The organism is Alishewanella sp. SMS8, from assembly GCF_030737935.1.
Classification (GTDB): Bacteria; Pseudomonadota; Gammaproteobacteria; order Enterobacterales; family Alteromonadaceae; genus Alishewanella; species Alishewanella maricola.
In genome coordinates, this window is the sequence record NZ_JAPJEA010000001.1 from 191,752 (window position 1) to 205,189 (window position 13,438).

Genomic DNA, 13,438 nt, shown 5'->3' on the forward strand with positions numbered 1-13,438 from the left:
TCCTTTGGCTGATTACTGGCTGGTCACTAAAGACGCCTGCTGTTTTTCTTGCCGACTAGGCATGGCACAAATAACGAACACAAATAATCTACCTATGGTCGGAATAAAACTAACAAGCACCCACCACGGATTCCAGCCTATACTGCGTAAACGACGAACCGTGGCGGCGGTGATTGGCAAATACATAAACAACATATAGGTCAAAGCGACCATGCCTTTAGTGCGTAAAATGGCATCAATGATTAAGAACACGACAATCACCACCAGATGCAGCATATAAAAATGCACATATGCTTTGCGTTCCGTTAAACCACGCCAATCGGCATAACGGCCAAACTCCTGCATAAAGTTACGGAACCACTGTGGTACATGCTTTTTAGCATCTTCCAGCATCACATATAGCGCCGGGATCAACACTAAGGTAATCACCGTAGCGAACAAAATACCAAAAGCCAACGACACCGCCATAGGCACCACAATTTTTGCTTGTAAGCTGCGCTCAAATACAATCGGCACTAAACCCACAAAGGTGGTTAATGACGTCAGCAAAATGGCGCGAAAACGTTGCGCACCGGCTTCCACCACCGCTTGCTTAATCGCGATACCTTCTGCCCGTGCCCGGTTCACAAAGTCAACCATGATCAAACTGTCGTTTACCACGACCCCAGCCAGCGCGACCAAACCAAATACGGACATGATACTTAAGCTTAACCCCAACAACATATGGCCGATTAACGCACCGACTAAACCAAAGGGGATCACGCTCATAATAATTAACGGTTGCGCATAAGACTTTAGCGGTACCGCCATCAAGGCATAAATACAGAACAAGGCAAAGGCACCGGCAATTAATAAATCACGAATGGCATCCACTTCATCCTGACTGGCGCCATCAAGCTCACCGGTGACACCTGGGTATTTTTGTTCCAGCTCTTTAATAAGGGTCTTACGCACTTCGGCGACCACTTTACCCGGTTCAATACGCGCTTTGTCAGCCGCCGCGGTTATGGTTACGGCTCGTTCACCATTAACCCGGTTGATGGCACTAAAGCTCGGTTGCAAGGTGTAACTGGCAATTTGTGAGAATGGCACTTCGCCGCCGTTAGCGGTGCGCACACGCATATTCTCTAAATCACCAATTGAACGACGCTCTTCTTGTGGGTAGCGCACCATCACTTTAATTTCTTCGCCATTGCGCTGAATACGCTGCGCTTCGGCACCATAAAAACCATAGCGCACCTGACGCGCTAAATCAGCTAAAGTGATGCCTAACACATCGGCCTCGGGCTTTAGCGCCAGCACAATTTCATCGTTGCCGCCGAGCAGGTTATCTTCAATATCAAAGACCCCTTCATAAGTGGCTAAACGCTCTTTTAATTCTGCAGTGGCTAATTGCAAATTAGCCAAATTGCTGCCGCGTAATTGCAGCGCAATGTCAGCCCCGCCACCAAAACCAGAGCTACTGAGTTTAAAGGCTTTTAAGCCTGGAATTTCTGGGATCTGTTCACGCCAGCGTCGACCAATCTCGTTGCTGTCCACTTCACGGCCTTCACTTTTATCCAGTTCAACTTGCAGTTGCCCCGCAGTATCGCTACTGAGGAACACTAAACGATGTTTAACAACTAAATCTTCGCCTTCTGCTAACAGCTCTTTATCTACCCGCATTAACGCTGCTTCAATTTCTTTCATGGCGAGCACCGTTGCTTCGTTTGAAGCGCCCTCTTCCATTTGCACTGTAGCGCGTAAAAAATCATTCGGCACATCAGGAAAAAACACCCAACGCACAAAACCGGCCGAAATGACCCCAAACATTAAAATCAACAAGGCAAAAAATACCGCCATGGTTAAATAGCGAAATTCGATGCATTTCTCAATAAAAGGCCGGTATTTCTGTTGAATAAAGTGGTTTAAGTGGCGAGTAACCGCGCCACGGATTTTTTTCAGGGTATTGCTACCAAAACGACCTAAGGCATAAATACCGCCTTTATCGGGATCCCAAGGTTTGGTGTCCATATTGGCAATGTGCGCCGGTAAAATCAGCTTAGATTCAACAATCGAAAACAATAAACACAACACCACAACCCAAGCAATCGAGCCCCAAATAGCCGATTGTGCGCCGCCGACCAATAGCATGGGCACAAAGGCAGCCACGGTGGTTAACACCCCAAAGGTGGCGGGCATCGCCACTTTTTTTGCCCCAGCAATGACCGCTTCGGTTGATTTACCGCGTTTTTCAATTTCGGTATAGGCACTCTCGCCGATGATAATCGCATCATCGACCACTATCCCCAGCACCAAGATAAAACCAAATAAACTGATCATATTGATGGACACATCAAAAAAGGGCAGCGGTAACATGGCCAAGGCACCCAAGAAACAAATTGGAATACCCACCATCACCCAAAAAGCAATGCGGAACTCTAAGAACAGCGTGAGCGCCAGCAGCACCAATAACACGCCATACAGCAGGTTGCTGGTCATTAAATCCAAGCGGCCTTGCAAGTAATAGCTCGAATCACCCCAATAATCTAACGAGATACTCGGTGGCAGCTCATTGCGTTTGTTTTCAACATATTTTTTAACTGTTTCAGCAATTTGTAGGGTGTCGTCTTCACCTACCGCATCAATGCGCACCGTTACGCTATTTTGACCATTAAAGGTCGCTAAACTGGCGCGTTCAATAAAACCATCGGTCACTGTCGCGATATCACTTAATGTTAAGCGAGTACCATCAGGGTATTTCACTAGAACAATGTTGTCGAAATCGTTTTGATCGTAAGCTTGGCCTTTGGTGCGCAGCAAAATATTGCCGCTTTCTGAACGGATCGAACCACCGGGTAAATCGACCGAGCTGCCGCGAATGGCACTGACCACTTGATCAAAGGTTAAACCGTATTCACGCAAGCGTGATTCAGGGATCTCAACAGAGATTTCGTAGTTTCGAGCAGAAATGACATCAACCTTACTCACACCCGGCTGTTTTTTAATTTCATCGCGAATGGTTTTCGCCAGTTCTTTTAATGCCGCCTCTGAGGCTGCACCATAGAGCGATAGAAACATCACATTACTTTGAAAACGAATCCGATAGACTAATGGCCGCTCGGTTTGCTCTGGCAGAGTGGAAATAGAGTTCACCTGCGTTTTAATCTCTTCCATTACCTCGGTAATGTCATAACCCGAGGCAATTTCCGCCACCACCGTGCCTAAACCTTCAACCGCCGTTGAGCGAATACGTTTGATACCGTTAACACCCCGAATGCTCTCTTCGATTTTATCAATAACGCCACTTTCCACTTCTTGTGGCGCAGCACCTAAATAAGGCACTCGAATATTCACTTGCTCTAGCTGAATTTCTGGAAAAGCTTGTTTTTTAATGGTTAAAACCGCCGCAACACCCGCGAGCAGCAAAATAATCATCAACAAATTGGCCGCTACGCTATTGCGAGCAAACCAAGCAATAATACCTGTTTCTTTATTCATTGCCGGTTGCCTCAGTTGCGCTTGCGAGTTGCTCGGTTGTTACCGCAGGCGAATCATTATCTGACGCATCCTTGGGCGTATCACCCGCCACGCGCACCACAGTACCACCAATCGGATTGGTGACCGGTGATACCACTAAACGATCGTTCGGCATAAAGCCCGCATTGATATAGGCAAAATTAGCATCAGCGCGTGCTAGGTTAACTTGGCGAAATTGCAAAGTGTTTTGCTCATCGACAATTAACACCCGATTTCCCGCTTGCAGTAAATGCCGTGCCACTTTGACCACTTGTGATGCGGCAATACCACTGATTTCAGCTTGCACAAAACGACCAAATTGTAGCGGCTGGCCGGCAGCATTTTGCCGCTGATAAGGATCGGCGACTTCTGCCACGGCATAGATGACGCGGCTGCGCTCATCTAACACGCCTTCGGTACGAACGATAGTGGCTTGCCATTGCTGCGGCTGACCTGCTACCACAGTACTTAAGCTCACCGGAATAGATAAACTTTGTTGCGTGCTGGCTGGCGGTAAAAAACCAAAATCGGTATCCGTTAACGGTAAACGAATTTCGGCAATCTCTGTGCCGTAAATCATCCCTAACTGAGAACCGCGAGTGATAAATTGCCCTAAGTTGGCGCTGCGGCTATTCACCATACCGGCATAAGGCGCTCGGATCTGTGTTCTGTCAAGATCACGCTGTGCCCGCTCTACTTCGGCTTCGGCTGCTTGCACGCTGGCTAAGGCACTGGCCAATTGCGGTTGGCGCAAACCTAACGCCGGGGCTTTGCCTTCGGTAAAAGAGCGCCATTCGGTTTCAGCCACGCGGCCACGGGCTTTTTCTTCTTCTAGCTGTGCCTTGGCACCCGCCAGTGAGGCTTGCGCCGCCTTGACTGCAGTTTCGTAATCGGCCGGATCCACTTGAAATAATAAATCGCCTTTTTCAAAAAAACCGCCGACCACAAATTGCTCAGAAACCGCGACAATACGCCCGGTAACTTCAGAGATCAGGGTTGTTTCAAGCTTTGGCGTTACCGTACCTTGCGAAGCAATTTTATAAGTAATGTCTTCGGCAGGTAACTCAGCGGCATTGACTAATAAAGCTAAACGCTGCTCTGCCACCTTAGCTGGGGGTTTACGCAACTTTGACAAACCGTAAGCGGAGGCAATGGCAAGTACCAGTATGATGATCGGCAAACCGACCCGCATAAATTTTGAAGACATAAGATGATCCTGAGTTTAATAAAAATTTTCTATTTGCCATCATACGCAGAATTACGACAGATCGTTGCATTGCTCTGTTAATTTTTGTATCGATAAAAATACGCCGCCAACCCGTGTCCCCAATACCTTTTAAAACGCTGTTGCAAGCAAAGGCGCTAGTACAAAGGGCTTAGCGCTGTTCGCCAGACAGCGAGTGGCAGCTAGACCTTGGCAAGCCGTATTATTACGCCTGAATGCAAAAAACATTTTGTTACAAACTAATGATGCCCAAAAACCTGCCATGCTTAATTTTTAGGCATTGGCAAAATCGTTACATTGCGTTAGGGTTATGAGGTACCAAATATAATGTTTGGTATTAATTTGTTATAAGCCCTAAGCCGCAACAGGAGTGTGCAATGAGCATTAGTAAGCAGTATTTGAAAACCAAACCCGCTTGCAAAGTGACCTTTAAATTGGCAGCTGCCCGCTTGCCCGATGCATCACAGGTTGCTTTGTTAGGGGAGTTCAACGATTGGGATCCTGCAGCCCTTTTGATGAAGAAAAGTAAAGCCGGTGATTTCAGTGCCAGTATTACGTTACCCAAAGATAGCGAATATCAATTTCGTTATCTTATCGATGGTACCACTTGGTTAAATGACGATGATGCAGATGGCTTTGCACAAAGCGATATGTCGCATGATCAGAACTCAGTATTAAAAATTTAATTAACAAGGGGCATATCGCCCCTTATTTCCTATAGCGTTAAGCGTTCAATTTACCTAATAAGTTAAGCTTTATTGTTGCCTTTGCGCAGCGTTAGCACTTTTCTAAAACTAAACAGCCAACAGAGTATCCTGCGCCAAATGAGCATAAAATGGCTTTGTCACCCGTATCCAATCCTTGTTGATGCAAATGAAAAGCAATAATCGACCCTGCTGAAGCCGTATTAGCATAAGTATCTAACACTAACGGCGCTTCTTCAGGTAAAGGCTCGCGCCCTAAAATTTTCCGCGCAGCGAAAATATTCATATTGATATTGGCTTGATGTAACCACAGCCGTTTAAGCTCAGTTGGCGCAATGTGCTGCGCCGCAAGCTCATCTAAAATGACATCGGCGACAATCGGCAATAACTCTTTAAAGACTTTGCGCCCTTGTTGTTTGAAAAAAGGCGTACTGACATCATGCTGATCAAAGCAATGCTCGGTGTAGCCAATATCACAACGAATATTATTAGAAAATTCAGTTTTCAGGCGCATGCCTAAGATACGAAAAGCGTATGGGCTGTTTGCGGTTTCTTCCGCTTCAATAATGGTTGCAGTACACACATCACCAAAAATAAAGTGGCTATCGCGATTACGATAATCGACTTGTGGCGAAGCAAACTCGGGGTTGACCACCAAAACGGTTTTCGCCGTGCCACCGCGAATGGCATTGGCAGCATTACTAATAGCAAAGGTGGCAGAAGAACAGGCAACGTTCATATCAAAAGCATAACCGCGCGCCCCTAGCTGCTGTTGCAGCTCTATCGATAAAGCCGGATAAGGGCGCTGCATGTTCGACGCCGCACAAATAATTAAATCGATATCTGCCGGTGTTTTATTCGCTTGAACTAAGGCTTGATGCGCGGCAAACAACGCCATTTCAACCATTTCTGGCATGTGTTCTTCACCACGTTTTTGAAAAATAGGCCGCATCACGGCAGGATCTAAAATGCCGTCTTTATACAACACATGTCGCGACTTAATGCCCGAGGCTTTTTCAATAAACTCGCAACTAGAATACGCCAGTGCCGCTAACTCGCCTGCGGCAATCGCTTCAGTATGTTCCGCATTATATTGATCGGCATACTGATTATAACTTTGTACCAATTCTTCATTACTAATGGTTAGTTCTGGCGTAAATAAGCCAGAGCCGCTGATCACTATGTTTTTCATCGCGCCACCTTGTGCAATTGTGAACCTTTGTCACTTTTGTGGCTCAGTATAACAAACTTGCTGGTCAGAGGTGATGCTCAGTTCAGCTTTAGCCTGATTTATTGCAGAATATTTCAGCAGTTAACCTGCTGTTTACTGCCGCCATGCTGGCGATCAGGTACACTTAACTTAAGAAGTTCGGTTTTTTGCTGCTAACGACCTAACGTTGGCTAACCGACGACCTCACAGGAGAGTCATGTTCCGACTGATCATGTTTTTAATGGTGTTGCTGCTGCCAAGCATTGCCACAGCGCAAACAAGCTTGCGCCTGACGGGTTTATCTGGCGAGCTGGAAGATAATGTAAAACTTTATCTCGACCGTTATACACCGGACGAGATCTCCACAGCACTGCGTTTTCAATCTCGCTTAGAAGATGACATTGGCACGGCTTTGCAAGCACTGGGCTATTACCACAGCACGGTCAGCATTGAACTTCAACACAGTGGTAAAAATAGTCGGCTGCTCATTCAGGTGGATGCCGGTGAGCCTACGCTTATCAACAAAGCCAATATTCTGCTTAACGGCGAAGCGCAAAACGATAGTGATTTTCTGGCACTATTAAAACAAGCCCCCCAAGTTGGTCAAACCGTGCATCATGGCCGCTATGACAGTTTTAAAAAAGCGCTAACGAATTTAGCCCTACGCAAAGGCTATTTTGAAGCAAATTTTAGTCTTGCTCGTTTAGAAGTGGCGCCAGCGCTGAAACAAGCCTTTGTACAACTGACGTTTGACAGTGGCCCGCGTTACCGTTTTGGCCCGGTGAGGTTTCAAGGCAATCAAATTGAAGATGCCCGCTTACAAAGTTTAGTGCCGTTTAAAGTAGGTGATCCTTATCTGGCAACTCAACTGGGTGAATTAAACCAAGCGATTGCCAACACCAGTTGGTTTTCTTCTATTTTAGTCACCGGTAATACCGATCAGGTGACCGAACATATTTTACCGGTGGATGTTGAGCTTGCTCCGCGCAAACGCAACAGTATCGAGACCGGTATTGGTTTCTCAGATGATGTGGGCGCGCGCTTAAAGCTCAATTGGTTAAAACCTTGGTTAAATAAGCGTGGCCATAGCTTAGACAGCAAATTAGCGCTGTCGGGAGCGGAGCAAAGTATTCAAGCGGCCTATAAACTGCCATTAGAAAGCGTGGCCACCGATTTCTGGCAATTACAATACGGCCTGCGCAACCGTGATTATCAAGATACCTTGTCAAAAGAGTCTAATTTGGCATTAGAACGGCATTGGCTGCTGAGCAACGATTGGTATCGCACGGCATCGCTACGCTGGTTGTATGAGGATTACACCCAAGCCGATCAACAAGACACCAGCAGCTTAATTATACCCGGTATGAGTTTCTCGCGCAGCCGGCAAACGGGTTCAGGCATGCCAACTCGCGCTGATCGCTTGTTATTTGGCGTGGAAGTATCAGATAGCAGTTGGGGCTCTGATGCTAGCTTTGTTAGGCTACGAGGCCGAGCGGGCTACATTACCACCTTTGCCAATAATCATCGTTTCGTCGGTCGGCTAGACGCTGGTGCCGTGCTGATGGAAGATATCGATAACTTACCGCCATCGATCCGTTTTTTCGCTGGTGGCGATAACAACTTACGTGGCTACGCCTATGAATCTGTTTCACCCCTTAACGATGAAGGCGAACTGATTGGCGGTCGTTACATGACAACGGTCTCACTAGAATATCAATATCGGGTAAAAGGGAACTGGTGGTTAGCCGGCTTTACCGATTATGGCAGTGCTTGGACAGATACCCCAGACTGGAAGCTCGGGGTCGGCTTTGGGGTGCGCTGGTCCTCACCTGTTGGCGCCGTCCGTATCGATTTAGCGTGGGGTTTAGATGCCGTTGACTCCCCTTTCCAACTCCATTTCTCTTTAGGACCTGAATTATGATTACTCGGTCAGTACAAAGGAGCAGCGTCTAATGCGCGTGCGCCGCTGGTTAAACCGTACACTGGTACTGCCCTTGTTAGCGGTATTACTGTTACTCAGCTTGCTGTTGTTTACGCAGCCAGGGCTACGTTTTAGCGTTTGGATAGCCGATAGCTTGGTCGATGAATTAAGCATCGGCAAAACTGAGGGCGCTTGGTTAAGTGGGGTGAGCTTAGCGGATATTCGCTTTAAAAATGCCATAGCAGATGTGCAGCTTGAAAGCCTAACCTTTCGCCTGCAAAAACGCTGCATAATACAGTTGCGTGTGTGTATCCCTGAATTAAAACTGCGTGGTAGTCGGATTGATCTCGCTAGCCTAGAAGAAACCAACCCAGACACGGTGAGCGCAGCCCCCGCCGAGGCCAGCGGTTCAGGGCGTATTTTACTCCCTATTCCTATTAACATTAACCGCATCATATTAGAAGATGTGGCCCTAAATACCCCGACTCAACAACTTGCTTGGCAATCTTTTAGTACCACCTTGGTTGCTTGGGGCAGTCGAGTGCGTTTAAGCGAAACACGCTGGCATCAATTAAGCGTTGAGCTCGCGCCTGCAGCTACTGAAACCGCCGCATTACCCGGCTATCACGCGCCAGTATTACCCGAGTTTTCGCTGCCGCTATCGATCCTGATAGAAGATTTCCAACTGACAGAATTCAGCTTTAAGCAAGCAGCGTTGCATCAGCAACTGGCGAAGTTAACCTTGAGTGCCCAGTTAACGCCGCAACAAATCCGGCTACTGGATGTCAGCGCCGAGCATCCGCTTGCCTCTGTGCAATTCAGCGCCAATGTCGAGCTTAAACCTAACTACCCACTACAAGCACAACTTGATGCAACGTTAAAACAAGGCGATTTTGCAGGACAGCGCTTAAAGTTAACACTCGGTGGCGATCTGGCGGATCTGTCGTTGTCATTGTTGGCTTCAGGGCCTATTACTGCAGAGTTACACAGCGAATTGGCGTTGTTAACCGATGATTTACCGTTACAACTTAGCCTGCAAAGCCCCCAGTTGAACTGGCCGTTAAGCGCACCGACTATGCAGTTGCAAGACACCCAATTAAAAGTGACTGGCCGTTTAAGTGCTTTAAACCTGTCATTAGCCAGCGCCATCACGGGTAGCAACCTGCCCGACAGTCAACTGCTGCTGCAAGGTCAATGGCAACATTGGCAACAACAACTTGATCTTGCCCAACTGCAATTGACGACCCTAGGCGGCATGATCAGTGCCGAAGGTTTACTCAACTTACAGCAGCAGATAGCTTGGCAATTAGCCCTAACCTTAAGCGATATCCAGCCGGGTCAATATTGGCCTGATTTCCCCGGTCGCTTGCAAGGCTCGCTGCAAACCCAAGGCAGCTATAACACAGCAGGACAACTTGAGTTGCACGTACCACAAGTAAACTTGAGCGGCCCATTACGTGGTCAAGCACTGCAAATACAGGGCGAATTAGCGCTAAGTGGCCAACCCACCAACGCCGATTGGCAGCTAACAACGCCGGGCTTAACCTTAAGTCACGGCAGCAATACGCTGAGTGTCCAAGGTTCACTGGCGGAACAATGGCAATTGGATGGCGAAATCACACTGCCGCAATTAGCAATGAGTATCCCGGGTTTAAAAGGTGCAATAAACGGTGCTTTATCAGTACGCGGCCTGGCGAAACAGCCTGATATTTCAATCGCACTTAATGCCAGCAAGCTCAACTATGAAGATTTTCGACTGGCCGAAGCGAACCTAACCGCACAGGTGTCTTTGGCACAACCGATCCGCAGCCAATTGAAACTGAGCGCGACGAAGGGGCAATATCAACAACAACGTTTACAGCAATTATCGCTTGAGCTAAGCGGCACCGAGTTGGCACATCAATTAAAACTGGCGCTGACCGCGGATGAGTTCAGTACCGATATCAACTTATCAGGAGCCTTAACCGATCGCCAGCTTTGGCAAGCCGAGCTGCAACAAGTGGCCTTAACCAGCCCAGCAGGCGCTTGGCAATTAACTGCGCCGCTGCCTATTACCGTCGATATTATCAAGCAACAATTAAGCCTGGCCGCGCATTGTTGGCAGCAAGCCCCCACCACCTTATGTTTAACCGAAGCAACCACCTTAAACCGTGAAGCGATCAACCTCAGCTTAACGCTAGCAGATTATCAATTAGCACAATTAAACCCATTACTGCCGTATCAATCGAGTTTAAAAGGCGGCATTTCACTGCAATTGGCCGCCAATTGGCAACAAGGCAAAGCCGCCAAGGCAACGCTACAATTAAACGGTGAACCGGGCAGTTTTACACAACAACTGGATGTGCCGGTGACTCTAGATTGGTCGGCATTATCACTCACTGCTTCGCTCGAACAACATCAGCTTCGCAGCCAACTTGAACTGCGTATTGGCAATGACGGACTGCTACAGGCACAAACTTTGATCAGTGATTTAAACCAAGAACAAAAACCGTTACGCAGTGAAATTACGCTACAAAACCTGACATTAGATTTTTTACGGCCGTTACTGGATGAATACAGCGAGCTGGCGGGTACCTTATCCAGCCAATTAAGTATCAGCGGCGATTTAGCCGAGCCGCAAATTGCCGGTGAGCTGCGCCTTGCCGATCTGCGGGTTAAAGGTAAATTAGCGCCAACCGATATTGAGCAAGCCGATTTACAAGTGAAGTTTACCGGTGAACAAGCCAGCTTAAGCGGCATCGTCAACACCCCTGAAGGCCGGGTCACCTTAAGCGGTGATGCTAATTGGCAACAGCGTGAAGATTGGCGTTTAACGGTGCAAGTTAAAGGGGATGAATTAAAACTGCAGATCCCACAAGCCTTACTGTTTGTAAAACCCGACCTGCAGATCACCGCCGCACCCGGGCGCAGTAAAATAACAGGTATAGTGCAGATCCCGCGTGCAACGATTATCGTTGATAGCTTGCCGCAAAATGCCGTGGGCTTATCCAACGATTTGGTGCTCTTAGATCGCCGCCTAAAACCCATCAGCGAAGAGCAAGCAGCGGCTTTTGCCATTGAAACAGACATTCGCGTGCAACTTGGGCAAGCGGTGAGTTTATCCGCATTTGGCTTAAAAACCCGTTTAAACGGTGACTTACGTGTGCAACAACAACAGTTTAACCCCACCGTGCGCGGTGAAGTGAACTTACAAGACGGTACCTTTCGTGCTTATGGCCAAGACTTATTAATCCGCCAAGGCAAAATGACGTTCAGTGGCCCCGCTGATCAGCCGTTTTTAAACGTCGAAGCCATTCGTAACCCAATTAATATGGAAGATGACGTGATCGCCGGTATTCGCGTTACTGGCCCAGCCGATCAACCGGTGATTAGTATTTTCTCCGAGCCCTCTAAACCCCAAGCCAATGCCCTTTCCTATTTAATTATGGGTCGAGATCTTGACAGTGAATCAGGCAATGCCGCCAACAGCGTTACCACCAGCTTAATTGGCATGAGCTTCGCGTCTAGCGGTAAGCTGGTTGGGGAAATTGGTGAGGCTTTTGGGGTCAGTGATCTCACTCTGGATACAGAAGGTGCCGGTGATAACTCACAGGTGACAGTCAGTGGTTATCTGACCCGAGATTTACAACTAAAATACGGTATTGGTATTTTCCAGCCAATTGGCCAGTTTACACTGCGCTATCGCTTGATGCGCAGCCTGTTTTTAGAGGCAGTATCAGGCTTAGATAACGCTGTTGATGTGCTCTACAAATTTGAATTTGATTAAAGCAACTTAATTATAAGTGAACCACGTTTTCGCCGTTGACGGGTAACGTTGTTTTGTTTCGCCAAAAAGAACGTTACCTATGAACTTAACTTTACAGACCCAGGATGCGGCGAAAACGTGATGGGTTTAAAAACCTGTTAGTTTCAGCGGGAGCAACTACAGAAATACCAACCAGTGGATCCGGTTTCAATTGTTAAAGTGAGACAACTTTGTAATCTAAATAACTGTTTTCGCCGTTGGCGAGTAACGTTCTTTTGTCTCGCCAAAAGAAAGTTACTCGCCAACGGCGAAAACATTAAGGGTCTACTCACTTGTAATACCCATCACGGTTTGCTTAACCTTGCAGCAATAAGTGCGTGTAACGCCCTAACGACGCATACGGCTCTTGTTGATTGTATTGTAACTCGAGTGCTTCAAGTTCGCTGTATTGAGTGATTTGTAGCTGACGATCACGTAAATAATCATGAAAACAGCGTACACCACTTTTACTTATGACGCTGAACCCCGCTTGCTGACACCACGCCAGCACATCCGCTTGCAGTAACGGCTGCTGTGGGCTTAAGCGTACCGGTTTTTTCACTCGCATATCGGCTTTTACGTAATCAAAATTGCCATACAAAATATTACTAAAGCGAAGCGCGTCTTTATTAAAAAACATCAGAGACAAAATGCCACCGGGTGCCAGCACTTGCCGTAATTGTTGAATTGCGCTGGCTGGATCAACCAACCACTCTAATACCGCATGACAAAGTACCAGCGGATACTGTTGCCCGGCAAGTTGACTGCTCAGGGTTTGTAATGGGCTATGGGTAAAGCGAAACTGTTGCAACAAGTTTACCGCTTCAGCCTGCGCCTTTGCAATCGCCAGCATGTCCGCAGAGATATCGGTTAAATGCACCTGATGCCCCAAGGCTGCTAGCCGCAAAGCGAGTTGCCCCTGACCACCGCCGACATCTAACACCGAACAAGGCTTAGCTAACAGCGGGAGCGCCAATAGGTCGCGCATTAACACCGCTTGGCGCAACTGCCCCTTGCTGGTGTTATAAATATTTTGCTGGAAACGCTCAGCTAATTGATCAAAATTACGATCGGTTAATTTATCGCGCATTGCGCC

7 protein-coding genes are annotated in these 13,438 nt (G+C 47.5%); 3 read left to right on the top strand and 4 right to left on the bottom strand.

Going from position 1 to position 13,438, the window contains the following annotated elements:
• Window positions 1-12: 12 nt before the first annotated feature.
• On the bottom strand, window positions 13-3,480 hold the full coding sequence (locus ORJ01_RS00940; RefSeq protein WP_306176630.1) for an efflux RND transporter permease subunit: 3,468 nt from the start codon (window positions 3,478-3,480) through the stop codon (window positions 13-15).
• Window positions 3,473-4,705, bottom strand: coding sequence for an efflux RND transporter periplasmic adaptor subunit (locus ORJ01_RS00945; RefSeq protein WP_306176631.1), 1,233 nt, complete (start codon window positions 4,703-4,705; stop codon window positions 3,473-3,475). The genes ORJ01_RS00940 and ORJ01_RS00945 overlap by 8 nt, the downstream gene beginning before the upstream one ends.
• 395 nt (window positions 4,706-5,100) lie before the next feature.
• On the opposite strand from ORJ01_RS00945, the gene ORJ01_RS00950 reads away from it, so the two are divergent.
• A complete protein-coding gene (locus ORJ01_RS00950) occupies window positions 5,101-5,409 on the top strand; it encodes an isoamylase early set domain-containing protein (protein ID WP_306176632.1) in 309 nt (102 codons plus the stop codon).
• Window positions 5,410-5,500: 91 nt separating this feature from the next.
• Here ORJ01_RS00950 and ORJ01_RS00955 read toward each other — a convergent pair whose 3' ends face one another.
• Window positions 5,501-6,619 carry a beta-ketoacyl-ACP synthase III gene (locus tag ORJ01_RS00955; protein WP_306176633.1) on the bottom strand — a complete coding sequence of 373 codons (1,119 nt, stop codon included), beginning with the start codon at window positions 6,617-6,619 and terminating at the stop codon, window positions 5,501-5,503.
• 235 nt (window positions 6,620-6,854) lie between these two features.
• Between ORJ01_RS00955 and ORJ01_RS00960 the strand changes: the two genes are divergently transcribed.
• Window positions 6,855-8,558, top strand: a complete 1,704-nt coding sequence (locus ORJ01_RS00960) for an autotransporter assembly complex family protein (protein ID WP_306176634.1) — start codon at window positions 6,855-6,857, stop codon at window positions 8,556-8,558.
• A 31-nt stretch (window positions 8,559-8,589) separates the two neighbouring features.
• Complete coding sequence (locus ORJ01_RS00965; protein ID WP_306176635.1) at window positions 8,590-12,324, top strand: translocation/assembly module TamB domain-containing protein; 3,735 nt, start codon at window positions 8,590-8,592, stop codon at window positions 12,322-12,324.
• A gap of 334 nt (window positions 12,325-12,658) precedes the next feature.
• Here ORJ01_RS00965 and ORJ01_RS00970 read toward each other — a convergent pair whose 3' ends face one another.
• A complete protein-coding gene (locus ORJ01_RS00970; protein ID WP_306176636.1) occupies window positions 12,659-13,432 on the bottom strand; it encodes a methyltransferase in 774 nt (257 codons plus the stop codon).
• Between the last annotated feature and the right edge of the window lie 6 nt (window positions 13,433-13,438).

Coding starts and splice junctions, on each gene's coding strand:
- ORJ01_RS00950 (WP_306176632.1), top strand. CDS start 5,101: ATGAGCATTAGTAAGCAGTATTTGAAAACCAAACCCGCTTGCAAAGTG.
- ORJ01_RS00940 (WP_306176630.1), bottom strand. CDS start 3,480: ATGAATAAAGAAACAGGTATTATTGCTTGGTTTGCTCGCAATAGCGTA.
- ORJ01_RS00970 (WP_306176636.1), bottom strand. CDS start 13,432: ATGCGCGATAAATTAACCGATCGTAATTTTGATCAATTAGCTGAGCGT.
- ORJ01_RS00965 (WP_306176635.1), top strand. CDS start 8,590: ATGCGCGTGCGCCGCTGGTTAAACCGTACACTGGTACTGCCCTTGTTA.
- ORJ01_RS00945 (WP_306176631.1), bottom strand. CDS start 4,705: ATGTCTTCAAAATTTATGCGGGTCGGTTTGCCGATCATCATACTGGTA.
- ORJ01_RS00955 (WP_306176633.1), bottom strand. CDS start 6,619: ATGAAAAACATAGTGATCAGCGGCTCTGGCTTATTTACGCCAGAACTA.
- ORJ01_RS00960 (WP_306176634.1), top strand. CDS start 6,855: ATGTTCCGACTGATCATGTTTTTAATGGTGTTGCTGCTGCCAAGCATT.